Source organism: Pseudarthrobacter sulfonivorans (assembly GCF_031454915.1).
In the GTDB taxonomy this organism is placed as follows: domain Bacteria; phylum Actinomycetota; class Actinomycetes; order Actinomycetales; family Micrococcaceae; genus Arthrobacter; species Arthrobacter sulfonivorans_C.
This window is the reverse complement of record NZ_JAVDRS010000005.1, coordinates 278,164-302,592: the sequence shown is the minus strand read 5'-3', so window position 1 is coordinate 302,592 and position 24,429 is coordinate 278,164. Positions and strand designations below refer to the sequence as shown.

20 protein-coding genes are annotated in these 24,429 nt (G+C 64.8%); 14 read left to right on the top strand and 6 right to left on the bottom strand.

The window, feature by feature from the left end:
• Positions 1–29 precede the first annotated feature (29 nt).
• The 13 genes from uvrA to J2808_RS13735 all read left to right on the top strand — a co-directional run bounded on the left by uvrA (position 30) and on the right by J2808_RS13735 (position 14,408).
• Positions 30–2,957: an excinuclease ABC subunit UvrA gene (uvrA, locus tag J2808_RS13795; RefSeq protein ID WP_309817520.1), complete on the top strand. Its 2,928-nt coding sequence runs from the start codon at positions 30–32 to the stop codon at positions 2,955–2,957.
• Positions 2,958–3,034: 77 nt separating this feature from the next.
• Positions 3,035–3,748 carry an HAD hydrolase-like protein gene (locus tag J2808_RS13790; protein WP_309817518.1) on the top strand — a complete coding sequence of 238 codons (714 nt, stop codon included), beginning with the start codon at positions 3,035–3,037 and terminating at the stop codon, positions 3,746–3,748.
• Positions 3,735–4,403 carry a lysophospholipid acyltransferase family protein gene (locus J2808_RS13785; RefSeq protein WP_309817516.1) on the top strand — a complete coding sequence of 223 codons (669 nt, stop codon included), beginning with the start codon at positions 3,735–3,737 and terminating at the stop codon, positions 4,401–4,403. Before J2808_RS13790 ends, J2808_RS13785 begins: the two co-directional genes overlap by 14 nt.
• Before the next feature lie 19 nt (positions 4,404–4,422).
• A complete protein-coding gene (uvrC, locus tag J2808_RS13780) occupies positions 4,423–6,429 on the top strand; it encodes an excinuclease ABC subunit UvrC (protein WP_309817514.1) in 2,007 nt (668 codons plus the stop codon).
• 71 nt (positions 6,430–6,500) lie between these two features.
• Positions 6,501–7,424 carry an RNase adapter RapZ gene (gene rapZ / locus J2808_RS13775; RefSeq protein ID WP_309817513.1) on the top strand — a complete coding sequence of 308 codons (924 nt, stop codon included), beginning with the start codon at positions 6,501–6,503 and terminating at the stop codon, positions 7,422–7,424.
• Positions 7,424–8,443, top strand: coding sequence for a gluconeogenesis factor YvcK family protein (locus J2808_RS13770; RefSeq protein WP_309817511.1), 1,020 nt, complete (start codon positions 7,424–7,426; stop codon positions 8,441–8,443). Before rapZ ends, J2808_RS13770 begins: the two co-directional genes overlap by 1 nt.
• 9 nt (positions 8,444–8,452) lie before the next feature.
• Positions 8,453–9,433 (top strand): DNA-binding protein WhiA, encoded by a 981-nt coding sequence (gene whiA, locus J2808_RS13765; protein ID WP_164199892.1) that lies wholly within the window; start codon positions 8,453–8,455, stop codon positions 9,431–9,433.
• A gap of 110 nt (positions 9,434–9,543) precedes the next feature.
• Complete coding sequence (locus tag J2808_RS13760; RefSeq protein WP_309817505.1) at positions 9,544–10,170, top strand: superoxide dismutase; 627 nt, start codon at positions 9,544–9,546, stop codon at positions 10,168–10,170.
• A 263-nt stretch (positions 10,171–10,433) separates the two neighbouring features.
• Entirely contained in the window at positions 10,434–11,444 is a 1,011-nt protein-coding gene (gene gap, locus J2808_RS13755; protein WP_309817502.1) for a type I glyceraldehyde-3-phosphate dehydrogenase, read from the top strand.
• Between the two features lie 10 nt (positions 11,445–11,454).
• Positions 11,455–12,681, top strand: a complete 1,227-nt coding sequence (locus tag J2808_RS13750) for a phosphoglycerate kinase (RefSeq protein WP_309817501.1) — start codon at positions 11,455–11,457, stop codon at positions 12,679–12,681.
• An 86-nt stretch (positions 12,682–12,767) separates the two neighbouring features.
• Positions 12,768–13,583 carry a triose-phosphate isomerase gene (tpiA, locus tag J2808_RS13745; RefSeq protein WP_309817497.1) on the top strand — a complete coding sequence of 272 codons (816 nt, stop codon included), beginning with the start codon at positions 12,768–12,770 and terminating at the stop codon, positions 13,581–13,583.
• A gap of 50 nt (positions 13,584–13,633) precedes the next feature.
• The gene (gene secG, locus J2808_RS13740; RefSeq protein WP_164199881.1) at positions 13,634–13,891 is read left to right on the top strand and encodes a preprotein translocase subunit SecG; all 258 of its coding nucleotides are present in this window, start codon (positions 13,634–13,636) and stop codon (positions 13,889–13,891) included.
• A gap of 124 nt (positions 13,892–14,015) precedes the next feature.
• Positions 14,016–14,408 carry an RNA polymerase-binding protein RbpA gene (locus J2808_RS13735; RefSeq protein ID WP_309817493.1) on the top strand — a complete coding sequence of 131 codons (393 nt, stop codon included), beginning with the start codon at positions 14,016–14,018 and terminating at the stop codon, positions 14,406–14,408.
• Here J2808_RS13735 and pgl read toward each other — a convergent pair.
• Genes pgl through tkt form a run of 6 tightly spaced genes read right to left on the bottom strand, consistent with a single transcriptional unit; the run spans position 14,361 to position 22,591 of the window.
• Entirely contained in the window at positions 14,361–15,179 is an 819-nt protein-coding gene (pgl, locus tag J2808_RS13730; protein WP_309817490.1) for a 6-phosphogluconolactonase, read from the bottom strand. The genes J2808_RS13735 and pgl overlap by 48 nt on opposite strands.
• Positions 15,169–16,110: a glucose-6-phosphate dehydrogenase assembly protein OpcA gene (locus J2808_RS13725; protein ID WP_309817489.1), complete on the bottom strand. Its 942-nt coding sequence runs from the start codon at positions 16,108–16,110 to the stop codon at positions 15,169–15,171. Before J2808_RS13725 ends, pgl begins: the two co-directional genes overlap by 11 nt.
• Entirely contained in the window at positions 16,107–17,678 is a 1,572-nt protein-coding gene (zwf, locus tag J2808_RS13720; protein WP_309817486.1) for a glucose-6-phosphate dehydrogenase, read from the bottom strand. The genes J2808_RS13725 and zwf overlap by 4 nt, the downstream gene beginning before the upstream one ends.
• 15 nt (positions 17,679–17,693) lie before the next feature.
• On the bottom strand, positions 17,694–19,328 hold the full coding sequence (locus tag J2808_RS13715; protein WP_309817483.1) for a glucose-6-phosphate isomerase: 1,635 nt from the start codon (positions 19,326–19,328) through the stop codon (positions 17,694–17,696).
• Between the two features lie 6 nt (positions 19,329–19,334).
• On the bottom strand, positions 19,335–20,450 hold the full coding sequence (gene tal / locus J2808_RS13710) for a transaldolase (protein WP_309817481.1): 1,116 nt from the start codon (positions 20,448–20,450) through the stop codon (positions 19,335–19,337).
• A 23-nt stretch (positions 20,451–20,473) separates the two neighbouring features.
• Complete coding sequence (gene tkt / locus J2808_RS13705; RefSeq protein ID WP_309817655.1) at positions 20,474–22,591, bottom strand: transketolase; 2,118 nt, start codon at positions 22,589–22,591, stop codon at positions 20,474–20,476.
• 515 nt (positions 22,592–23,106) lie between these two features.
• On the opposite strand from tkt, the gene J2808_RS13700 reads away from it, so the two are divergent.
• Positions 23,107–24,066: a heme o synthase gene (locus tag J2808_RS13700; protein ID WP_309817479.1), complete on the top strand. Its 960-nt coding sequence runs from the start codon at positions 23,107–23,109 to the stop codon at positions 24,064–24,066.
• Positions 24,067–24,429 lie beyond the last annotated feature (363 nt).

Genomic DNA, 24,429 nt, shown 5'->3' with positions numbered 1-24,429 from the left:
TCGAAGAAGTTTTCGATTAGCATTAGTGGGTGCCTAAAGCCGTAGCTGAAGAATCAGCAGTCGAGTCCATTCCTGTCACCGTTGCCCAGGCCCCCGCCACGCCTGCCCGTCCTGACCTTTCGCGCCTTGTGGTGAAGGGGGCGCGGGAGCATAACCTGCGCAACGTGGACCTGGACCTGCCCCGTGACGCCATGATCGTTTTTACCGGGCTGTCCGGATCCGGGAAATCATCACTGGCCTTCGACACTATTTTCGCCGAGGGCCAGCGGCGCTACGTTGAATCCCTGTCGGCCTACGCCCGGCAGTTCCTGGGGCAGGTGGACAAGCCGGACGTTGACTTCATTGAGGGCCTCTCGCCGGCCGTATCGATCGACCAGAAGTCCACCAGCAAGAACCCCCGCTCCACGGTGGGCACCATCACTGAAATCTATGACTACATGCGGCTGCTCTGGGCGCGCGTCGGCCGGCCGCACTGCCCCGTCTGCGGCGAAGTCGTCGCCAGGCAGACGCCCCAGCAGATTGTGGACCAACTGCTTGAGCTGGAAGACGGCACCCGCTTCCAGGTCCTGGCGCCTGTCGTCCGGGGACGCAAGGGCGAATTCGTTGACCTTTTCAAGGAACTGACGGCGAAGGGCTATTCCCGTGCCCGGGTGGACGGCGAACTGATCCAGCTCAGCGAACCACCCAAGCTGGGGAAGCAGTTTAAGCACACCATTGAGGTGGTGGTGGACCGGCTGGTGGTCAAGGAAGGCATCAGCCAGCGCCTCACCGATTCAGTCGAGACGGCACTGGGCCTCGCGGAGGGCCGTGTGCTGGCCGAGTTCGTGGACGTGGACGCCGACGCCCCCGGCCGGCTCCGGGCCTTTTCGGAGAACCTTGCCTGCCCCAACGAACATCCGCTGGCCATCGACGAGATCGAGCCGCGTTCCTTCTCCTTCAACAATCCCTTCGGCGCCTGCGCCGCCTGCAGCGGCATCGGCACGCGGCTGGAGGTTGACGAGGAACTCATCATCCCCAACCCCGAACTGTCGCTGGCCGAGGGAGCCATCGCGCCATGGTCCCTTGGTACCGCGACCACTGAGTACTGGAACCGCCTGCTTGAGGGCCTGGCAAAAGAACTCGGCTTCTCCATGGCAACGCCATGGGAAAAGCTCGGCAAGGACATCCGCCAGACCGTCCTGCACGGCAAGGACCACAAGGTAGTAGTCCAGTACAAGAACCGCTTCGGCCGCGAGCGGAAGTACAGCACCGGCTTCGAAGGTGCCATCCAGTATGTCCACCGGAAGCATGGTGAAACCGACTCCGAATGGGCCCGCGACCGCTACGAAGAGTACATGCGGCAGATCCCGTGCCCGGCCTGCAACGGTGCCCGGTTGAACCCCGCCTCCCTGTCAGTCCTGATCAACGGCAAGTCGATTGCCGATGTCGCCGCCATGCCCATGAGAGTCTGTGCGGACTTCCTGAACAACCTGGTCCTGACGGGCCGGGAAGCCCAGATCGCGCACCAGGTGCTCAAGGAAATCCAGGCCAGGCTCACCTTCCTGCTCGACGTCGGGTTGGAGTACCTGAACCTTGAACGGCCCTCCGCAACCCTGTCCGGCGGCGAAGCGCAGCGCATCCGGCTCGCCACCCAGATCGGTTCCGGCCTGGTGGGGGTCCTGTACGTCCTCGACGAGCCGTCCATCGGCCTGCACCAACGGGACAACCGCCGGCTCATTGAGACCCTGACCCGGCTCCGGGACATGGGGAACACACTCATCGTGGTGGAACATGACGAAGACACCATCCACGTGGCGGACTGGATTGTCGACATCGGCCCCGGCGCGGGCGAGCACGGCGGCCAGGTGGTGCATTCAGGGTCCTACAAAGAGCTTTTGGAGAACACCAACTCGCTGACCGGCGATTACCTGTCCGGCCGCAAAAAAATCGAAATCCCCAAGAAACGGCGCAAGTACGACAAGAAGCGTGAGCTGAAGGTTGTCGGCGCCCGGGAAAACAACCTGGTCAATGTCGACGCCGCCTTCCCGCTGGGACTCTTTACGGCTGTAACCGGAGTCAGTGGTTCCGGTAAGTCAACCCTGGTCAACGAGATCCTGTACAAGGTGCTGGCCAACAAGCTCAACGGTGCCAAGCAGGTTGCCGGCCGCCATAAGAGCATCCAGGGCCTGGAGCACCTGGACAAGGTGGTCCACGTGGACCAGAGCCCGATCGGTCGCACCCCGCGGTCCAACCCGGCCACCTACACCGGAGTCTTTGACAACATCCGCAAACTCTTCGCCGAAACCACCGAGGCGAAGGTCCGCGGCTACCTGCCCGGCCGGTTCTCGTTCAACGTCAAGGGCGGGCGCTGCGAAGCCTGCTCAGGCGACGGCACACTCAAGATCGAAATGAACTTCCTTCCGGACGTCTACGTGCCATGCGAGGTCTGCCACGGTGCGCGGTACAACCGGGAAACCCTGGAAGTCCACTACAAGGGCAAGACGATCGCCGACGTCCTGAACATGCCCATCGAGGAAGGGGCGGAGTTCTTTGCTGCCTTCTCGCCCATCGCCCGTCACCTGAACACCCTGGTGGACGTTGGCCTGGGCTATGTCCGGCTGGGACAGCCTGCAACCACGCTGTCCGGTGGCGAGGCCCAGCGAGTGAAGCTGGCGGCGGAACTGCAGAAGCGCTCAAACGGTCGCAGCGTCTATGTCCTCGATGAGCCCACCACGGGCCTGCACTTCGAGGACATCCGCAAGCTCCTGATGGTGCTGCAGGGGCTCGTGGACAAGGGGAACACCGTGATCACCATCGAGCACAACCTGGACGTCATCAAGAGTGCCGACTGGATCGTGGATCTTGGTCCGGATGGCGGTTCAGGCGGCGGCCAGGTGGTGGCTGCGGGCACGCCCGAACAGGTGGCGAAATCGACCACGAGCCACACGGCTTCCTTCCTCGCGGAGATTTTGGCTTAAGGGCCCGCCCACCTCCACGTATGCCGTGTCGGGCATGCGAGTTTCAGCCATGCGCGGTGTCGTGAGAAACTAAGCCGGTGACTCAAACAAAAGTGCCCGTGATCTTTGACCTGGACGGCACTCTTGTCGATCCGGCAGGCGGAATTACCGATGGAATCGCGGCGGCCCTGGTGGCCGCCGATCTCCCGGTTCCTGACCCCGACCTACTGGCCGCGATGATCGGCCCCAAGCTGAGCGACTCGTTGCTCAGTGTGGCCATGGTTCCGGCAGACAAGTTGGACGACGTCATCCGGCGCTACCGCCAGTACTACCTGGCTACCGGAATCGCCCAGAGCCGCCTGTACCCCGGGATCAAAGACGTGCTGGAAAGCTTTGCCGCGGAGGGCCGGCCTGTCGCTGTGGCCACCCAGAAGCCTGAAGGGCTGGCGCAGATTGTGCTGCAGCACCACGGCATCGCCGGCCTGTTCCAGTCGATCAGGGGATCCTCGGACAACGAATCAGCCACGGACGGTCCCATCGGCAAAGCCGGCATCATCGCCGCTGCCCTTGCGGACCTCTCCACCCAGCACGCTGTGATGGTGGGCGACCGCGCCCAGGACGTGGCCGGCGCCATCGCCAATGGGCTCGATTGCATCGGCGTAGCGTGGGGCTTTGCCCCCGACGGCGAACTTGACGACGCCGGTGCGGTATCCGTGGTGGAGGACACCACCGGCATGGTCACTGCCATCGAACGGCTCGAAGCCATCCACACCGCTGCGATGAGCGAGGTGCGTAACGATGGCGCTGTTTGAAGCGGTCCGCTGGACATTTCGCGGGCTCGTCGCTGGCACCTGCCGGCCCACCGTCGTCGGCCTTGAAAACGTTCCAAAAGAGGGGCCTTTCATTGTGGCCCCGAACCATCTTTCCTTCTTTGACAGCGTCATCGTCCAGGCACTGATGCCGCGGCCGGTGGCCTTCTTCGCCAAAGCCGAGTACTTCACCACCGGTGGCGTGAAGGGAAAGGTCATGAAATCCTTCTTTGAATCCGTGGGCTCCATCCCCGTGGAGCGCGGCGAGCAGGCAGCAAGCGTCCAGGCGCTCAAAACCCTCCTGGACATCCTGGAGGACGGCAAGGGCATCGGCATCTACCCTGAAGGCACACGGTCGCGGGACGGTATTCTCTACCGCGGCCGCACCGGCGTGGGCTGGCTTGCACTGGCAACCGGGGCTCCCGTGATCCCGGTTGGACTGATCGGGACGGAAAACCTTCAGCCCGCCGGTGAGAAGGGCTTCAAACCACATCACTTCACCATGAAAGTGGGGGAGCCGCTGTACTTCGACAAGACCGGCCCGGATCATTCGCTGCCCGCGCGGCGGCAGGTGACGGACCGCATTATGGACGCCATCGCCGAACTCAGCGGCCAGGAACGCTCCACCAGTTACAACCAGAGCAAGGCCACGGACTAAGCGTTAGTAGACTTAAGTAGTGGCAGATCCAACAACTTACAGGCCCCAGACGGGTGAGATTCCCACCAATCCAGGGGTGTACCGGTTCCGCGATCCCCACGGCCGGGTCATTTACGTCGGCAAAGCCAAGAGCCTCCGGTCCCGCCTGAATTCCTACTTCGCCAACCCCGCCGGCCTCCTGCCTAAAACCCATGCAATGGTCTACGCGGCCAGCAGCGTGGAGTGGACCGTGGTGGGCAGCGAACTTGAATCGCTGCAGCTTGAATACACCTGGATCAAGGAGTTCAAGCCGCGCTTCAACGTGGTTTTCCGGGATGACAAAACCTACCCCTACCTGGCCCTGACCATGAGCGAGAAGCTCCCCAGGGTCCAGGTCATGCGGGGGGACCGGCGCAAAGGCACGCGGTACTTCGGGCCCTACACCGCCGGCGCCATCCGGGAAACCATGGACACGCTCCTGCGGGTCTTCCCGGTCCGCAGCTGCAGCCCGGGCGTCCTCAAACGGGCCCAGGCCAGCGGCCGTCCCTGCCTCCTCGGCTACATCGACAAATGCTCCGCACCCTGTGTGGGCCGGGTGACTCCGGAAGAGCACCGTGCCCTGGCCGAGGACTTCTGTGCCTTTATGGGTGGCGAAGCCAAGCGCTTCATCTCCAAACTCGAAAAGCAGATGGCCGAAGCGGTGGCCACCCTCGATTACGAGCGCGCGGCGCGGCTCCGTGACGACATCTCGGCGCTGCGGAAAGTCTTTGAACGCAACGCCGTAGTTCTCGCCGAGGATACCGACGCTGATGTGTTCGCCTTGCACGAGGACGAGTTGGAGGCCGCAGTCCAGGTCTTCCATGTCAGGGGCGGCCGGGTCCGCGGGCAACGCGGCTGGGTTGTTGAAAAGGTGGAAGACTCCACCACCCCCGACCTGGTGGAGCATCTGCTTCAGCAGGTCTACGGGGAAGACGGCGACAGCCACGGCAGACTGCCCCGCGAAGTCCTTGTGCCTGTGGGACCCAGCAATGCGGCGGAGTTGACGGAATGGCTCGGCGGCCTGCGCGGTGCCAAAGTGGACATCAGGGTGCCGCAGCGAGGTGACAAGGCCGCGCTGATGTCCACTGTCCGGGAAAATGCCGAGCACGCACTGAAACTGCACAAGACCCGGAGGGCCGGAGACCTGACGGTCCGCTCGCAGGCACTCCAGGAGCTGCAGGAGGCACTGGACCTGCCGGTGCCGCTCCTGCGCATTGAGTGCTTCGACATCTCGCATGTCCAGGGCACCAACGTGGTGGCGTCCATGGTGGTGGTGGAGGACGGCCTGCCCAAGAAATCCGACTACCGGAAGTTCTCCGTCACCGGGGCAGCAGCGGCAGACGATACCGCTGCCATGCACGACGTCCTCACCCGCCGGTTCCGCTATTACCTGCAGGACAAGACGGCCCAGGTTGAAGCCGCCGCACTGGCGGGGCACCAGGCAGCCCTCAATGCGGCCGCCGATGCCGCGGTCCTGGACACCACCACGGCGGCGCCGCGGGCAAAATTTGCCTACCCCCCGAACCTCGTAGTGGTGGACGGCGGCCAGCCCCAGGTGAATGCCGCGGCGCGGGCCTTGGCGGAGCTCGGCATCGACGACGTGTACGTGGTGGGCCTGGCCAAACGCCTGGAGGAAGTCTGGCTTCCTGACAGCGACTTCCCGGTGATCCTGCCGCGGACGTCGCAGGGCCTCTACATGCTGCAGCGGATCCGCGACGAAGCTCACCGTTTCGCCATCACCTTCCACCGGCAGAAGCGCGGCAAGGCCATGACGCTCTCAGCCTTGGATGGAGTGCCGGGGCTGGGGGAGTCCAAGCGAAAGGCCCTTGTGGACCACTTCGGGTCCGTCAAGGGTGTGAAAGCTGCCACCGCTGTGGAGCTCACGGCCGCGAAGGGCATCGGCCCTTCCCTGGCCAGTGCCATCGTGGCCCACTTCAGCGGCGAGGAAGCGGCTGGTGGCAACGTTCCGGCCATCAATATGACCACCGGCGAAATAATTGAAACCTAGGTAGGGTAAGGAACGCAGGTTTCCGCCGACGCGGTTGCGTGCATGACACAGGACAGAACGGGGCGGAACGAATGGCAGATTCAACGGCGGAATCCGGGATGGAGCAGGACGGCATGACGCCGGTCAAGCCCCTCGAAGCGGAACTGCTGGTGGTCACAGGCATGTCTGGAGCGGGCCGCAGCACTGCCGCGGACGCACTGGAGGACCATGGCTGGTACGTCGTGGAAAATCTTCCGCCGCAGATGCTCGGAACCCTCGCCGAACTGGTCTCGCACGCGCCGCAGTCCATTCCGCGGCTGGCCGTTGTCATGGATGTGCGCAGCAAGGGCCTCTTTGCGGACATGCGGGCCACGCTCGGCGCACTGGCGGCCAGCGGCGTCACGTTCCGGGTGCTGTTCCTGGACGCCAACGACGACGTCCTCGTGCGCCGCTTCGAGCAGGGCCGCAGGCCCCACCCGCTCCAGGAAGGCGGCCGGATCCTCGACGGCATAGCAGCCGAGCGGGAGGTGCTGAAGGAGCTGCGGGACAGCTCCGACGTCGTACTCGATACCTCTGACTACAACGTCCACGGCCTGGCCACCGCAATCACAGAACTGTTCACCGAGACCGGCCCGGTGGCCCTCCGGCTCAACGTCATGAGTTTTGGCTTCAAGTACGGCCTGCCCGTTGACTCAAACTACGTCGCGGACGTCCGGTTCATCCCCAATCCGCACTGGGTGCCGCAGCTTCGCCCGCACACGGGCCTGGACAAGGACGTCAGTGATTACGTCCTTGAAGCCGAAGGCGTGAAGAACTTCGTGGACCGCTACGTGTTGGCCCTGGAGCCTGTCCTGGACGGGTACCGGCGCGAAAACAAGCATTACGCCACCATCGCCGTCGGCTGCACCGGCGGCAAGCACCGTTCGGTGGCGGTCGCAGTGGAGCTTTCCAAGAAACTGGCGCAGTACCCCCGCGTGACTGTCACCACCACCCACCGGGATCTGGGCCGCGAATAATGGGGATGCTCACCGGTCCGCTGCCGTTGGTACCGCTTTCCAGCGGAACGGCAAGCGGCCAGCAAGACAAGGGCCCTAACGTTGTGGCGCTCGGTGGCGGCCACGGCCTGTCGGCATCGTTGTCGGCCCTGCGGCTGCTCACCACCGAGCTGACCGCCATTGTCACAGTGGCGGACGACGGCGGGTCATCCGGGCGGCTGCGTGAAGAGTACGGTGTCCTCCCGCCCGGAGACCTCCGCATGGCGCTTTCCGCGCTGTGCGACGATACCGACTGGGGCCGCACCTGGCGCGACGTTATGCAGCACCGCTTCCAGCCGGGCAAAGGCCGCGGCGGCTCCCTCGACGACCACGCGACCGGCAACCTGCTCATCGTCACCCTCTGGGAACTGCTCGGTGACGCCGTGGCCGGGCTCAAGTGGGCCGGCGCCCTGCTGGGGGCACGGGGCCAGGTGCTGCCGATGTCCACCGTCCCGCTCACCATCGAGGGTGACATCCGCGTGACCTCACCCAGCGGTGAATCCGTGCTGCAGACGGTCCGCGGCCAGGCGCGCTGCGCCGTTGCCGGCTCGCTGGAACAGGTCCGGCTCCTGCCCGAACAGGCACCCGCGTGCACCGAGGCGCTGACGGCCATCGAGCTGGCCGACTGGATCATCCTGGGGCCCGGATCGTGGTACACGTCCGTGCTCCCGCACCTGTTGCTCCCGGAAATGCGCGCCGCCCTCAGCGCAACGGCCGCGAAACGCTGCCTCACCATGAACCTGGCCACCGATACCAAAGAGACCACAGGGATGTCGGCCGCTGACCACCTTCACGCCCTGCGCAGGTACGCACCGGACTTCAGCGTCGACGTCGTCCTGGCCGATCCCGCCTCGGTGCCGGACCTGCAGGAGTTCGAGAAAGCCGCGGAGATGATCGGTGCCGAGGTTGTGTTGGGTAAAGTGGGGGCGTCGGGCCGCCGACCCGTCCATGACCCCCTGCGTCTGGCAGCGGCGTACCACGACATTTTTGGGAACAGTTAGGAAGGTGCCATGGCACTGACATCATCAGTCAAAGAAGAACTGTCCCGTTTGGACATCAAGAAATCATCAGTACGCAAGGCTGAGGTTTCCACGATGCTCCGGTTCGCCGGCGGCCTGCACATCATCTCTGGCCGGATCGTCATCGAGGCGGAAGTCGACCTCGCGTCCACGGCACGCCGCCTGCGTGCGGCCATCGCCGAAGTGTATGGCCACCAAAGTGAAATCATCGTGGTGTCCGGCGGGGGACTGCGCCGCGGCAGCCGTTATGTGGTGCGGGTGGTCCGCGACGGCGAATCCCTGGCCCGCCAAACCGGCCTCCTGGACGGGCGCGGGCGTCCCGTGCGCGGCCTGCCCTCGGCGGTAGTCAACGGTTCTGCCGCTGACGCCGAGGCGGTGTGGCGCGGGGCTTTTCTCGCCCACGGTTCCCTCACAGAGCCGGGCCGTTCGTCCTCCATGGAGGTAACGTGCCCCGGTCCCGAGTCGGCGCTGGCCCTGGTCGGGGCGGCCCGTCGCCTCGGCATCCAGGCCAAGGCCCGGGAGGTCAGGGGAGTGGACCGCGTAGTCATCCGCGACGGCGACACCATCGCGGCACTCCTGACCCGCATGGGTGCCCATGATGCACTGATGGTCTGGGAGGAACGCCGGATGCGCAAGGAGGTTCGTGCCACTGCCAACAGGCTGGCCAACTTCGATGACGCCAACCTGCGGCGTTCGGCCCAGGCAGCGGTGGCAGCCGGCGCCAGAGTGGACCGTGCCCTGGAGATTTTGGGCGACGACGTCCCGGACCACCTCAAATACGCCGGCGAACTCCGGGTGGCCCACAAACAGGCCAGCCTGGACGAGCTGGGGCGCCTGGCTGATCCCGTCATGACCAAGGACGCCATCGCCGGCCGCATCCGCCGTCTGCTGGCCATGGCGGACAAACGTGCCATTGACCTCGGCATACCCGGCACGGATGCCAATGTGACGCCTGAAATGCTGGACGAGTAACGGCGTCCTAGAATCAGAGCGTTCACCCTGATCTTCCGGATGCCAGTCATCCGGATGCACAATCCGAGAGTTACAACCCGGACAGACCGTCCACGACATTGGAGGATTTTGTGACCGAGTACGTACTGCCAGAACTCAGCTACGACTATGCGGCGCTTGAGCCGCACATTTCGGCGCGGATCATGGAGCTGCACCACAGCAAGCACCATGCAGCCTACGTCGCTGGGGCCAACAACGCCCTCGCGCAGCTGGCCGAAGCCCGCGACAAGGGCGATTTCGCCAACATCAACCGCCTTTCCAAGGACCTCGCGTTCCACACCGGTGGCCACATCAACCACTCGGTGTTCTGGAACAACCTGTCCCCGGACGGCGGCGACAAGCCGGAGGGCGAACTGGCCGCAGCGATTGACGACGCTTTTGGTTCCTTCGACGCCTTCCGCGCCCAGTTCTCGGCGGCCGCCCTTGGCCTGCAGGGATCTGGCTGGGGCTTCCTGGCCTACGAGCCGATCGGTGGCAACCTGGTCATCGAGCAGCTCTACGATCAGCAGGGCAATGTAGCGCTGGGCACCACGCCGCTGCTCATGCTCGACATGTGGGAGCACGCGTTCTACCTGGACTATGTCAACGTCAAGGCCGACTACGTCAAGGCCTTCTGGAACATCGTCAACTGGGCCGACGTCGCCAAGCGCTTCGACGCTGCCCGCGCCAACGCGACGGGTCTCATTACCCTGCCGTAGTGACCCGCAGTAAATGAGCGTGTAACAAACCTCACATTTCGGCGTGATTTCGGCCGAATTGGGGAAGGTCCGCCCCCGCACTTGCGGGGGCGGACCAACTTAAACGTAAGATGGATCACGGAAGGCGGTTAGCCTTCAGCAACGAGGCTGGTCGCCCTCCGTTCTGTTAATCATCTCTGCCCAATGGCGTGCGGGATCTGTTAGTTGGCTTCAACGCCCGCTCAACTAGTTGTGCTTAATCAAGCACCAAGGAGACTGAAAAAGTGACGACCCGTATTGGTATCAACGGCTTCGGCCGCATCGGCCGCAACTACTTCCGCGCAGCACTCGCACAGGGCGCGGACCTCGAGATCGTGGCAGTCAACGACCTCACCAGCCCCGAGGCGCTGGCCCACCTGCTCAAGTACGACTCCGTCGGTGGTCGCCTGAAGGAAACCGTTGAGGTCAAGGACGGCAACATTGTTGTCGACGGCAATGTCATCAAGGTTCTCGCCGAACGCGATCCCGCAAACCTGCCCTGGGGCGAGCTTGGTGTCGACATCGTCATCGAGTCCACCGGTTTCTTCACCAAGGCAGCTGCCGCTCAGAAGCACATCGACGCCGGCGCCAAGAAGGTCCTGATCTCCGCTCCCGCTTCGGATGAAGACATCACCATCGTGATGGGTGTGAATGATGGCCTGTACGACAACGCGGCCCACAACATCATTTCCAACGCATCCTGCACCACCAACTGCCTCGGCCCGCTGGCCAAGGTCATCAACGACACGTTCGGTATCGAGCGTGGCCTGATGACCACCATCCACGCGTACACGGCAGACCAGAACCTGCAGGACGGCCCGCACAACGACCTCCGCCGCGCCCGCGCCGCTGCCATCAACATGGTCCCCACCTCCACCGGTGCAGCCAAGGCAATCGGCCTGGTGCTGCCCGAGCTCAAGGGCAAGCTCGACGGCTACGCCATCCGCGTCCCTGTTCCCACCGGCTCCGCCACGGACCTCACCGTCACCGTCTCCCGTGAGACCACCGTCGAGGAAGTCAACGCGGCACTGAAGAAAGCCGCCGAGTCCGACGAATTCCAGGGCATCCTGACCTACACCGATGCCCCGATCGTGTCCTCGGACATCGTGGGGGACCCGGCGTCCTCGATCTTCGACTCTGGCCTGACCAAGGTCATCGGCAACCAGGTCAAGGTTGTGTCCTGGTATGACAACGAATGGGGCTACTCCAACCGCCTCGTGGACCTGACGGAGCTCGTCGCAGCCAAGCTGGGCTAGGGTTAGACACATGACATTCCACACCCTCAACGAACTGATCGCTGAAGGTGTCCGCGGGCGGTACATTCTGGTTCGAAGTGACCTGAATGTGCCGCTCGACGGCTCTACAGTGACTGACGACGGCCGCATCAAGGCCTCACTGCCAGTGCTGACGAAGCTCACGGACGCCGGTGCCCGCGTGCTGGTAACAGCCCACCTCGGACGCCCCAAGGGCGCTCCCGAAGACAAATACTCCCTCAAGCCTGCTGCTGCCCGCCTCGCGGAGCTCGCTCCGTTCAGCGTCACCCTCGCGGGGGACACTGTGGGCAGCTCCGCCAAGGAACTCGCCGCCTCGTTGCAGGACGGCCAGGTGCTTGTGCTGGAGAACGTCCGCTTTGACGCTCGCGAAACCAGCAAGGACGACGCCGAACGCGGCGCCTTCGCGGACGAGCTCGTAGCCCTGACCGCAGGGAACGGCGCCTTCGTCGACGACGCTTTCGGTGCTGTGCACCGCAAGCACGCCAGCGTTTACGACGTCGCCACCCGGCTGCCGTCCTACCAGGGCGACCTGGTGCACACCGAGGTGGAGGTCCTGCGGAAGCTGACTGCCGACACTCAGCGGCCGTACGTGGTTGTGCTCGGTGGCTCCAAGGTTTCCGACAAGCTGGCGGTCATCGACAACCTGATCGGCAAGGCTGACACCATCCTGGTGGGCGGCGGGATGCTCTTCACGTTCCTGGCAGCTGAAGGCCATCGCGTGGCCGGCAGCCTCCTCGAAGAGGACCAAATCCCGGTGGTCCAGGACTACCTCAAGCGCGCGGCGGACGCCGGTACGGAGTTCATCGTGCCCACCGACGTTGTGGTGGCCAGCAAGTTCGCTGCGGACGCTGACCACGAAACGGTCCCCGCGGACGGCATCGAAGGAAGCAGCTTCGGCGCGCAGGGCATTGGCCTGGACATTGGCCCGGACTCGGCAGCCGCGTTCGCGGACCGGATTAAGGGCGCCAAAACGGTGTTCTGGAACGGGCCCATGGGCGTCTTCGAATTCGAAGCCTTCTCCGGCGGAACCCGTGCAGTGGCCAAGGCGCTCACCGAAGCTGAGGCGTTCACTGTTGTGGGCGGCGGAGACTCCGCGGCAGCAGTTCGAACCCTTGGCTTCGCGGATGACCAGTTCGGTCATATTTCCACCGGCGGCGGCGCCAGCCTGGAATATCTTGAAGGCAAGGAACTCCCGGGACTCAGCGTCCTGGACCGCTAGGAACCTGGACTGCCAAGTCCTCCGGCCGGCAGGGTGCCCGCGGGTACCCTGCCGGCCGCACACATATCAAGACTTTTGGAGAACACGTGACTACGTCTACGAACGGCGCCTTTGACCGCACGCCTCTCATTGCGGGCAACTGGAAGATGAACATGGACCATGTCCAGGGCATCACCCTGCTGCAGAAGCTGGCTTGGACCCTGTCCGACGCCAAGCACGACTACAGCCGTGTAGAGGTTGCAGTCTTTCCGCCATTCACCGACCTCCGCGGTGTGCAGACGCTGGTCCAGGGCGATGAACTCGACGTCGCCTATGGCGGCCAGGACCTGTCCCAGTTCGACTCCGGCGCCTACACCGGCGACATCTCCGGCCAGTTCCTGAACAAGCTGGGCTGCCGGTACGTGCTGGTGGGCCACAGCGAACGCCGCACCATCCACAACGAATCAGATGACGTCCTGAATGCCAAGGTGAAGGCCGCCTACAAGCATGGCGTCACCCCGGTGCTGTGCGTGGGCGAAGGGCTGGAAATCCGCCAGGCCGGAACACACGTCGAGCACACCCTGACCCAGCTCCGCGCCGACGTGGCCGGTCTTACCTCGGAGCAGGCGGCCGAGCTGGTAGTGGCCTACGAGCCCGTGTGGGCCATCGGCACCGGTGAAGTGGCAGGTCCGGAGGACGCCCAGGAAATGTGCGCCGCCATCCGGGCCGAACTCTCCACCATCTTTGGGGACGACGTTGCAGCGAAGATCCGTCTACTGTACGGCGGTTCAGTCAAGGCAAACAACGTTGCGGCGATCCTGGACGAACGGGACGTTGACGGCGTGTTGGTGGGCGGGGCCAGCCTTGATCCCGCTGAGTTTGCTAATATTGTCAGGTTCGAGAGTCACCTGCTGACGGATTAGTCCGTCTGCACCACCAGGCTCCCGCATTTCCAATCTTCTGAAAGGCCGTCGTGGACGTTCTTCATGTCATTCTGCAGATTCTCCTGGGCATTACCAGCCTTCTGCTGACGCTGCTCATCCTGCTTCATAAGGGACGGGGCGGCGGCCTGTCGGACATGTTCGGCGGCGGTATGAGCTCCGGCCTGAGTTCCTCGGGTGTTGCAGAGCGCAACCTGAACAGGTTCACCGTGGTGCTGGGCGTCACCTGGGGTGTCGTCATCATTGCCTTGGGCCTGCTGATGCGGTTCAGCGGGGCAGGCGACTCCTAGGGACTTCCAACTGATCGTGGCGCGGCACTGCCGCCACGGGGATCTCCGAACTAAACTGTGGCTGTTGGCTTCCAACAGCCACAGTTTCGTTTAAACAGTGTCGTTTAAGCAGCCAGGAGTCCCGATGGTACATAGCGCGTCAGCATTCCGTGGCACCCGGGTGGGTGTGACAGAAGGTGCCGGTCCCAAGAACCAGTCCGAGGCCTCGGGCGAAACAGTACCCCGGATCCGGGTGTCCTATTGGTGCGCCAAGGGCCATGAGACCCAGCTCGTTTTCCTTCGGCTGCCAGACGAACAGATTCCTGTCAGCTGGGATTGCCGGCGGTGTGGTTCCCCGGCGTCCAGGGACGGGCAGCAAGCCGCGCAGGACGGACCGCTCGAAGAGGGCTATAAGACCCACCTTGAATACGTTAAAGAGCGGCGCTCCGACCAGGACGCCGAAGACGTCCTGGCCGGAGCGCTGGAAAAACTACGCGCCGGCGGCGTCCTTCCGGACGAGCTGCTGCGGGACCCTTGAGGCGGCATTTTCGTCAATAAGCCACAACGTGCGGGAGGTACCGCGGGGCCCTGCAGCGGGCACCTGCACGGGGTTGGCGCCTGCCAGCGCCAGACCGACCGCGCCGGCCTTGTCTTCACCGGCCACCACCATCCATACCTCGGCAGCGGTGTTAATAGCGGGCAGGGTGAGGGAAATACGCTGCGGCGGCGGCTTGGGGGAGTTGCGCACACCCACCACGGTCCGTTCCTTCTCCCGGATACCGCCCTGTTCCGGGAACAGCGAAGCCACATGGGCATCGGGCCCTACACCCAGCAACACGACGTCCAGCCGAGGCAACTGACCCGCTTCGTCCGGCCGGTCATCTGACATGTCTGCAGCGTGTTCGGCCTGGGCTGCCTCCCGCAACCGCCGGGCGTAGTCCTCCGCGGCTTCTTCGGGAGTGTCAAAGTCGTCCGTGGACGCGGGCTGGTTGATCCTGGCCGGATCAACCGGGATGTGGGCGAGGAGGGCATCAAACGCCTGCCTGGTATTGCGGTCCGGATCATCGGAGCCCACGAACCGTTCGTCGCCCCACCAAAAGTTCACTTTCGACCAGTCGACGGCAGGCGCCGCCGGTGAGTCGGCAACAGCCTTCAGCGTACCGATGCCCACGGTACCGCCGGTCAGCACCACCGTGGCCTCACCGTGTTTATCCTGCACGTCCACCAGCTTGGTGATCAGGCGGGCCGCGATGGCGGCCATCAGGACGGACGAATCAGGGTGGATGCTTACTCTGGGCTCAACGCTCACTAGGTCGGACGCTCCTTAGATTGGTTCGTGGCAGTCCAATAGTAATCACTTCGCCGAAGACTTCGTCGGGGTCGAGGCGGCGGAGTTCTTCGGCGAGGCAGTCTTTGAGGCTGCGGCGTGGGAGGGAGATGCGTTGGGCTGGCTGGCCGGGTTGGGTGAGTTCGGCGATGGAGAGTCCTGGCCGGAAGAGCTGGACGTCGCCGCCGGGCCGGGTGAGCCGGACCCGGCGGATGCCGGTCCCGGCGGGGTCCGCGACGATGGTCACGGGGGCGTCCAGGGCCAGGGTCAGCCAGGCCGCGAGCAGGATGGTCGAGGGGGAGTCGGAGGCGCCTTCGACGGCGACGGCGGTGACGGGGGAGCCGTCTACCTGGTCCAGGACGGCCGCGAGCTGGATCCGCCAGTTCGTCAGCCGGGTCCAGGCGAGGTCGGTGTCGCCGGCCTTGTACGTGGTCCGGATGTTCTCCAGGGCCCGCTGGGGGTCCGGTTCGTTCGCGGAGTCGGTGATCCGGCGGTGCGCGATCCGGCCCACGGAGGTTTCGCAGGCGTTCTCGGGTGCCCCGTGCGGCCACCAGGCCACGATCGGGGCGTCCGGGAGCAGCAGGGCCGCGACCAGGGACTCGGACTCGTGGGCGAGTTCGCCGTAGCCGCGCAGCACGATGACTTCGGAGGCGCCGGCGTCCCCGCCGACCCGGATCTGCGCGTCGAGCCGGTCCGGGGCCTGGGCCCCGGCGTCGGCGAGGACGATGATCCGGCAGGGGTGTTCCCGGCTGGCCTCGTTCGCGGCCTCGATCGCTTCCTCCTCGAGCCCGGACCGGGTCACGACCACCAGGGTCAGGACCCGGCCCAGGGCGATCACGCCGCCCTGCTCGCGCAGGGACATGATCTTCTTGGAGATCTTCGAGGTGGTGGTGTCCGGCAAGTCAACAATCATGGCCTTCTCCAGGTTCGTCCGTCACGGGCCAGCAGCTCATCAGCGCTGGCGGGCCCCCAACTTCCCGGGGCGTAGGGTTCGGGCTGCCCGTCCAGGGACGCCCAGTAATCTTCGAACGGGTCCAGGATCTTCCAGGACAGTTCCACTTCCTCATGCCTCGGGAACAGCGGCGGCTCCCCCAGGAGCACGTCCAGGATCAGCCGCTCATACGCCTCCGGGGAGGACTCGGTGAAGGAATGCCCGTAGCCGAAGTCCATGGTCACGTCCCGGACTTCCATCTGCGTGCCCGGGACCTTGGACCCGAACCGGATCGTCGCCCCCTCATCGGGCTGGACCCGGATCACCACCGCGTTCTGGCCAAAGTCATCCTCGCCATGGTCACGGAACAACAGGTTCGGGGCGCGTTTGAACACCACCGCGATCTCCGTCACCCGCCGGCCCAAACGTTTGCCGGCCCGCAGGTAAAACGGCACCCCGGCCCAGCGGCGGGTATGGATATCCACCCGGATCGCGGCGAACGTTTCGGTCTTCGAATCCGCCGGGATCCCGTCCTCGTCCAGGTAACCCTGGACCTGTTCCCCGCCCTGCCAGCCGCCGGCGAACTGCCCCCGGGCCGAATGCGTCGACAAATCCTCCGGGAGCTTCACCGCGGCCAGGACCTTTTCCTTCTCCGCCCGCAAATCGTCCGCGTTGAAGGAGATCGGCTCCTCCATCGCCGTCAACGCCAGCAACTGCAACAGGTGGTTCTGGATCACATCCCGCGCCGCGCCCACACCGTCGTAATACCCCGCCCGGCCGCCGGTGCCGATGTCCTCGGCCATCGTGATCTGCACATGGTCCACGTAATTCGCGTTCCACAACGGCTCAAACAACTGGTTCGCGAACCGCAGCGCCAGGATGTTCTGCACCGTCTCCTTCCCCAGGTAATGATCGATCCGGAACACCGCGTCCGGCGGGAACACCGACTCGACAATGTCGTTCAGCTGCCGGGCCGAGTCCAGGTCATGACCGAACGGCTTCTCGATCACCACCCGCCGCCACTTATCCCCCTCAGCCTGCGCCAGGCCATGCTTGGACAGCTGCCGGCAGACCTGCTCGAACGCCTTCGGCGGGATCGAAAGATAAAACGCGTGGTTCCCCCGCGTGCCGCGGACCTCATCAAGCTCATCGATGACCCCGCCGAGCCGCTCGAACGCGTCATCATCATCGAACTCGCCCCGGACAAAACGGATACCCTCCGCGAGCTGGTTCCACACCGCCTCATCAAACGGGGTCCGCGCAGAGGCCTGCACCGACGCCTTCACCTCCGCGGCGAAATCCGCGTCCGACCACGCACGGCGGCCGAACCCCACCAACGCGAAACTCGGCGGCAACAACCCCCGGTTCGCCAGGTCATACACCGCCGGCATCAGCTTCTTCCGGGCAAGATCCCCCGTGACACCAAAGAGCACCAACGACGACGGCCCGGCAATCCGGTTCAGACGGCGGTCCCGCGGATCCCTGAGCGGATTACGCCCTGATCTGCTGGAACGCGTGGTGGAATTCCTGCCGTTTTCAGTTTCTGGCATGGTAGCGGTTGAGCCTTAGCTGTCGGAGAGGGATGCTGACCCGGCGGCAAGCGCTGCGAAGATACCCTGCAGCTGTGCAACGCCGGTGGCGCGGTCGGTAAGGTGCAGGCGCAGGACCGGGCGCCCGTGGCCGGCCAGGACCTGGGCGTCGCCGGCGGCCTGGGCGGAGATCAGTTCCCCAAACGTGAAGGGACGGTCCGGGATGGCCAGGTCTTCGGCGGGAGCCGCGGTGACTTGGAGGAACACGCCGATCGCGGGGCCACCCTTGTGGAACTGCCCGGTCGAGTGCAGGAAGCGCGGACCCCAGCCGAACGTGACCGGACGGCCGCTGGCGGCGGCGAGCTGGTCGCGGATGCCTTCCAGTTCAGCGAAGGCCAGCCGGTCAAAGTAGGCCTGGACACTGAGGTAGCTCTCGTCGTCGAGCGTTCCCAGGAGGGCGCCGATGGCTTCCTCGGCGGTGGCTGCACCGCGGAGCCAGTCACCGCCGCGGACCTCGATGGTGCCATCGGTAAAGGCAGCGGGCGTGGGTTCGGGCTGCGCGTCGAGCAGGCCGCGGGCGGCCACCTTCGCCGCTTCCACGTCAGGCTGATCGAACGGGTTGATCCCCAGCAAACGGCCAGCAACGGCCGTGGCGAACTCCCACACCATCATCTGCGTTGCGAGGCCGCCGGCGATCGCCACTTCATTCTCGCCGAGCTCGACGTCGGCGTCCGCTGCGACCAGCCGGACCACCAGGACATCGGCGGCACCCGAGGTGGTCTCGGGCGCGGCGGGGCCCGCCACGACCGGCAGGACCCCCGTGCCGGACTTGCCGGTGGATTCGGCGATGAGCTGTTCGGCCCAGTCCGCGAAGCCCACAATGCCGGAGCCGTCCTCGGCAATGACAATCTTGTTCCGCAGCGGGCTGGTTCCGCCCAGGGCTGTCCCGAGGGCCAGCCCGATGTTCTCCGCAGCGTCCTCGTTCAGGATCTCGGCGGCTTCCTCGGCCTCATCCAGGAACGCCTGGATATCAACACCGGCCAGGCCCGAAGGCACCAGGCCGAACGCGGTCAGGGCCGAGAAACGGCCGCCGACGTTCGGGTCCGCATTGAACACGGCCCGGTAACCGGCCTCACGGGACGCCTTATCCAGCGGGGACCCGGGATCGGTGACAATGATGATCCGGCTCTTCGCATCGATACCCGCCGCCGTGAAAGCGTGCTCGAAGATCCGCCGCTGGGAGTCGGTCTCCAGGGTGGAACCGGACTTGGAGGAAACCACAATCGCGGTTTCGGCCAGCCGGTCCGCGAGGGCAGCACGGACCTGATCGGGGTCCGTGCTGTCCAGCACAGTCAGCTCGACGCCAGCGGTGCCGGCGATGACCTCGGGAGCCAGCGAGGATCCGCCCATGCCGCACAGCACGATCCGGGTCACACCGTCAGCCTTCAGGGCATCACGGAGCTCAAGGATGCCGGGCACCAGGGCCTGCGAGACGCTGGCCGCCTCAACCCAGCCGAGGCGGACAGCAGACTCGGCCTCCGCGTCAGGACCCCACAAAGTGTGGTCCTTCGCGAAGATCCGGGTAGCAATACGGTCCGCCACAAGGACGGGCAGATGCTGCTCAAGTGCCTGCTGCGCGGCACCGGTGGCGTCGTAGCTGAGAGTGCTCATAGTGGGTTAGGAAGCCTTCCGTGCAGAGGCGAGGGCGCCTTCGACGTCGGCCAGCAGTTCCTTCCAGCTGGCCACGAACTTGTCGAGGCCTTCGGATTCCAGGAGCGCGACAACCTCGTTGTAGGAGACGCCGAGCGCCTCCAGTGCGTCCAGCGTGGCGTTGGCCTCGGTGTAAGTGCCGGTGATGGTGTCACCGGTGACCACGCCGTGGTCGAACGTGGCGTCGAGGGTCTTCTCGGGCATGGTGTTCACCACGCCCGGGGCGACGAGCTCGGTGACGTACAGGGTGTCGGGGTAGGCGGGGTCCTTGACGCCGGTGGAGGCCCACAGCGGGCGCTGGGGGAGTGCGCCGGCTTCGGCGAGGAGGGCCCAGCGTTCGGTGGAGAAGAGCTCTTCGTAGACCTGGTAGGCCAGGCGGGCGTTGGCCACACCCGCCTTGCCCTTGAGGGCCTTGGCTTCCTCGGTGCCGATGGCGTCGAGGCGCTTGTCGATTTCGGAGTCCACGCGGGAGACGAAGAACGACGCGACCGAGTGGATCTTGGACAGGTCGTGGCCGTTTTCCTTGGCCTGCTCCAGGCCAAGCTGGAAGGCGTTGATGACGGCGCGGTAGCGTTCGAGCGAGAAGATCAGGGTCACGTTGACGCTGATGCCCTCGGCGAGGGTAGCGGTGATCGCTTCGAGGCCTTCAAGGGTTGCCGGGATCTTGATGTGGACGTTGTCCTTGTTGACCTTCTTGTACAGGTGCTTGGCTTCGGCGATGGTGCCGGCCGTGTCCCAGGCGAGGCGCGGGTCAACTTCGATGGACACGCGGCCGTCAACACCGTTGGTCGCTGCTGCCACAGGGGCGAACAGGTCGCAGGCGTCGGCGACGTCGGTGGTGGTGATTTCGAAGATGGTCTCTTCGATGGTGGCGCCGGCGGCTGCCTGGGCTGCGATGGTGGCGTCGTAGTCCGTGCCGGAGGTAATGGCGGCGTGGAAGATGGACGGGTTGGTGGTCACACCAACCACGTTCTTCTCTTCGATCAGCTTGCGCAGCGTGCCGGTCTCGAGGCGGGTGCGGGAAAGGTCATCGAGCCAGATGGATACTCCGGCGTCGGAGAGCTGCTGTGTAGGGGTAGTCATGGTGTTATCTCCTGAATTCTGGGTTAGGCCTGCAGGCCAGCGAGGGAGTCCTTGGCGGCGGCGGCGACTGCCTCCGCGGTGATGCCGAACTCCTTGAAGAGGCGCTTGTAGTCAGCGGAAGCGCCGTAGTGTTCGAGGCTGACGGAGCGGCCGGCGTCGCCGACGAACTCCCTCCAGCCCAGTGCCAGGCCGGCTTCAACCGAAACGCGGGCCTTGACGGCGGCGGGAAGCACGGACTCGCGGTAGGCGGCGTCCTGCTTGTTGAACCACTCAACGCACGGCATCGAGATGACGCGGGCAGCGATGCCTTCAGCCTGGAGGGCTTCGCGGGCCTGGACGGCCAGCTGGACCTCGGAGCCGGTGCCGATCAGCAGCACATCGGCCGGAACGGTTGCGCCGTCCTTGGCCGCTTCGGCGAGGACGTAGCCGCCCTTGGCGACGCCGGCAACGGAACCGAACGTATCGCCGTCGGCCGCACCTTCACCACGCGCGTAGGTGGGGATGTTCTGGCGGGTCAGGACGATGCCTGCCGGGTTCTCGTGGTTCTCCAGCATGGTCTTCCACGCCACGGCGACCTCGTTCGCGTCACCGGGACGGACCACGTCCAGGCCCACAATGGCGCGCAGGGTGGCGAGCTGCTCCACCGGCTGGTGGGTGGGGCCGTCCTCGCCCAGGCCAATGGAGTCGTGCGTCCAGACGTACAGCGACGGGACACCCATCAGTGCACCGAGGCGGATGGCGGGGCGCTGGTAGTCGCTGAAGATCAGGAACGTGCCGGAGAACGCGCGGGTCCGGCCGTGCAGCGAGATGCCGTTCACGATCGAGGCCGCGGCGTGCTCACGGATGCCGAAGTGCAGGACGCGGCCGTAGGGGTTTCCGGACCAGGCATCTGTCTGCTTGGACGCGGGCACGAACGACGGCGAGCCTTCGATGGTGGTGTTGTTGGATTCGGCGAGGTCAGCCGAGCCGCCCCACAGTTCCGGCATGACCGGGCCGAGTGCATTGAGGACCTTGCCCGACGCTGCACGGGTGGAGACGTCCTTGCCGGCTTCGAACACCGGCAGGGCTGCATCCAGGCCGGCGGGCAGTTCCCGGGCCTCGATGCGCTGCAGGAGTGCTGCGCCTTCCCCGTTGGCCGCCTGCCAGGCGTTGAAGGACTCTTCCCATTCCTTGCGGGCCGCGGCGCCGCGGTCAACCACGGAGCGGGCGTGGGCCAGGACGTCCTGGTCCACCTCGAAGGACTTGGCCGGATCGAAGCCCAGCACGGACTTCAGGCCTGCAACCTCCTCGGCACCCAGGGCTGAACCGTGGATCTTGCCGGTGTTCTGCTTCTTCGGTGCCGGGTACCCGATGATGGTGCGCAGCGAGATGATGGACGGCTTGGACGTCTCGGCCTTCGCGGCGAGCAGGGCGGAGTAGAGTTCCTGGACGTCTTCGACGTATTCGCCGGTCTTGGTCCAGTCCACGCGCTGGGTGTGCCAGCCGTAGGCCTCGTAGCGCTTGAGCACGTCCTCGGTGAAGGAGATGTCGGTGTCGTCCTCGATGGAGATGTGGTTCTCGTCGTAGACCACCACGAGGTTGCCCAGTTCCTGGTGCCCGGCCAGCGAGGAAGCCTCAGCCGTGACACCTTCCTGGACGTCGCCGTCGGAGGCAATGACCCAGATGGTGTGATCGAACGGGGACGTGCCCTCGGCAGCATCGGCGTCGAACAGGCCGCGCATCCGGCGCTGGGAGTAAGCGAAGCCCACCGAGGAGGCCAGGCCCTGGCCCAGCGGGCCGGTGGTGATCTCCACACCCGCGGTGTGCTTGTACTCGGGGTGGCCCGGAGTGAGGGAATCCCAGGTGCGGAGCGCCTGAAGGTCCTTCAGTTCCAGGCCGTAGCCGGAGAGGAACAGCTGGATGTAAAGCGTCAGTGAGGTGTGGCCCGGTGACAGGATGAACCGGTCGCGTCCCAGCCAGTCCGGGTTACGCGGATCGTGGCGCATGAGCTTCTGAAAGAGAAGGTACGCGGCCGGGGCCAGGCTCATGGCCGTACCGGGGTGTCCGTTACCAACCTTCTCCACTGCATCCGCGGCCAGAACACGGGCGGTGTCCACCGCGCGCTGGTCCAAGCTGGTCCATGACAGTTCTTGCTCTTCCAAATGTGGCACGAAAACCGGGCCCCTCTCTGTGCTGACGGTGGGCAGTACACCGGATCCGGTCTGGGGACGCTGAGGTGCCCGCTGCGGTGTGTACCAGCCGTTCACCATCGAAACGTGGATCTATCACTCAGACACTGTCATCAGGAACGCGGTTTCCACCGCTTTCCGATTGCGTGCTGATCTGGTGACAGCTTAGCTCCATTCCACTCTTCGGTCAGCGCAAATCTCACCTTTTGGACGCAATTTCGCCTTATGTGAATGACTGTTCCGTGAGCTTGAGTTAATCTGCTCGAATTGGCCTGCGAGCAATCATCAGGGCCTATTGACGGGCCGTCTGTTACAAATGCGCACGGTATGATATTCGGAGGCCGACGCCGGGTAACCGTACCCCTCGGGGGTTTCGGGAGACTCAGGGCATTGCCGGGACCCCACGTCTGATGATCTTTGGCGGGTTGCCCGGACCAACGGCTTCAAGATCCAGCTGCACCGCCAGACAGAACTGCCAACCAGAACGGGTGACTGCCACCGTGAGCACAACCGATACGCCGCTTAACGCTTCCCCCTCCCGAGGGAGAGCCGGGCTGGCCCGCAAGGCCAAGGCGTATTTCGCCCTCACCAAACCGCGCGTGATTGAGCTGTTGCTCGTCAGTACGCTGCCCACCATGATTTACGCCGAGCGCGGGTTCCCGTCCGTCGGACTGATCCTGGCCACACTGGTGGGGGGCGCCTTCGCTGCCGGCAGCGCCGGGGCGTTCAACTGCTATCTCGACCGCGACATCGACAAATTGATGCACCGCACGGAGAACAGGCCGCTCGTCACCGGAGAGGTGACCCCTCGTGAGGCGCTGGTCTTTTCCTGGCTTCTCGGTGCCGCGGCCATCGCTATTCTCTGGTTCGGGGCAAACCCGCTGGCCGCGTGGCTCGGTTTCGCCGCGATTTTCTTCTATGTGGTCATCTACACGATCATCCTGAAGCGCCGCACCGCGCAGAACATCGTGTGGGGCGGTGCCGCGGGTTGCTTCCCGGTGGTGATTGCCTGGGCCGCCGTTACCAACACCGTGGAGATGCCGGCCATCATCCTGTTTATGGTGATTTTCCTGTGGACACCGCCGCACTACTGGCCGCTGTCCATGCGCTACGGCGAGGACTACCGCAATGCCAATGTGCCCATGCTCGGTGCCATTGCCGGCGCCAAGGTGGTCTCCGTCCAGGTGGTCCTCTACGCGTGGGCCATGGTGGCCTGCTCGCTGCTGATGGTTCCGGCCGGCGGTGCAGGCTGGGTATACACGGTGACGGCTGTCCTTGCCGGAGCATGGTTCCTTTATGAGTCGCATGCCCTGTACAGCCGGGCGCAGCGCGAAGACATTTCGGACAAGCGTGCCATGAAGGTCTTCCACGGCTCCATCAGCTACCTGACCTTGCTGTTCATCGCTCTGGCCGTTGATCCGTTCGTCGGGTCCGCCATCATCGGCTAACCCAGCCGCCAACACCCACCCCACACGCTCTCTCACTTAACGTGGGTTTGCGGCCATCCCTCTCTCGCTTGCTTCAGGACTGTCCCGCACCCTCCCTCGCCATGAAGGCGAGGGAGGGTTTTCTGTTTCTGCAGACGACGTCACGCGAGGCACTCCAATCACCGCAGGGACTGACAGAGCGTCCGGGCATTTGGCACATCAAATGAGAGTGCGTCCTGATGGGGAAGATTTCGGCCCGTCGTGGGCCGCGGCGCTTCCGCCTCGGCTGCCAGGCAGTCGGGCTGTTACGTGAGGCTGAAACGGGCGACGTCGGTGGCGTACCTTGAGGCGGCAAGCCACCCTCACGCCGGACTGCCGCGCTGG

Excerpts from the sequence above, each read along its gene's own strand:
- J2808_RS13785 (WP_309817516.1), top strand. The coding sequence starts at position 3,735 with ATGGCGCTGTTTGAAGCGGTCCGCTGGACATTTCGCGGGCTCGTCGCT.
- rapZ (WP_309817513.1), top strand. The coding sequence starts at position 6,501 with ATGGCAGATTCAACGGCGGAATCCGGGATGGAGCAGGACGGCATGACG.
- J2808_RS13770 (WP_309817511.1), top strand. The coding sequence starts at position 7,424 with ATGGGGATGCTCACCGGTCCGCTGCCGTTGGTACCGCTTTCCAGCGGA.
- whiA (WP_164199892.1), top strand. The coding sequence starts at position 8,453 with ATGGCACTGACATCATCAGTCAAAGAAGAACTGTCCCGTTTGGACATC.
- J2808_RS13750 (WP_309817501.1), top strand. The coding sequence starts at position 11,455 with ATGACATTCCACACCCTCAACGAACTGATCGCTGAAGGTGTCCGCGGG.
- J2808_RS13735 (WP_309817493.1), top strand. The coding sequence starts at position 14,016 with ATGGTACATAGCGCGTCAGCATTCCGTGGCACCCGGGTGGGTGTGACA.
- J2808_RS13725 (WP_309817489.1), bottom strand. The coding sequence starts at position 16,110 with ATGATTGTTGACTTGCCGGACACCACCACCTCGAAGATCTCCAAGAAG.
- zwf (WP_309817486.1), bottom strand. The coding sequence starts at position 17,678 with ATGCCAGAAACTGAAAACGGCAGGAATTCCACCACGCGTTCCAGCAGA.
- J2808_RS13715 (WP_309817483.1), bottom strand. The coding sequence starts at position 19,328 with ATGAGCACTCTCAGCTACGACGCCACCGGTGCCGCGCAGCAGGCACTT.
- tal (WP_309817481.1), bottom strand. The coding sequence starts at position 20,450 with ATGACTACCCCTACACAGCAGCTCTCCGACGCCGGAGTATCCATCTGG.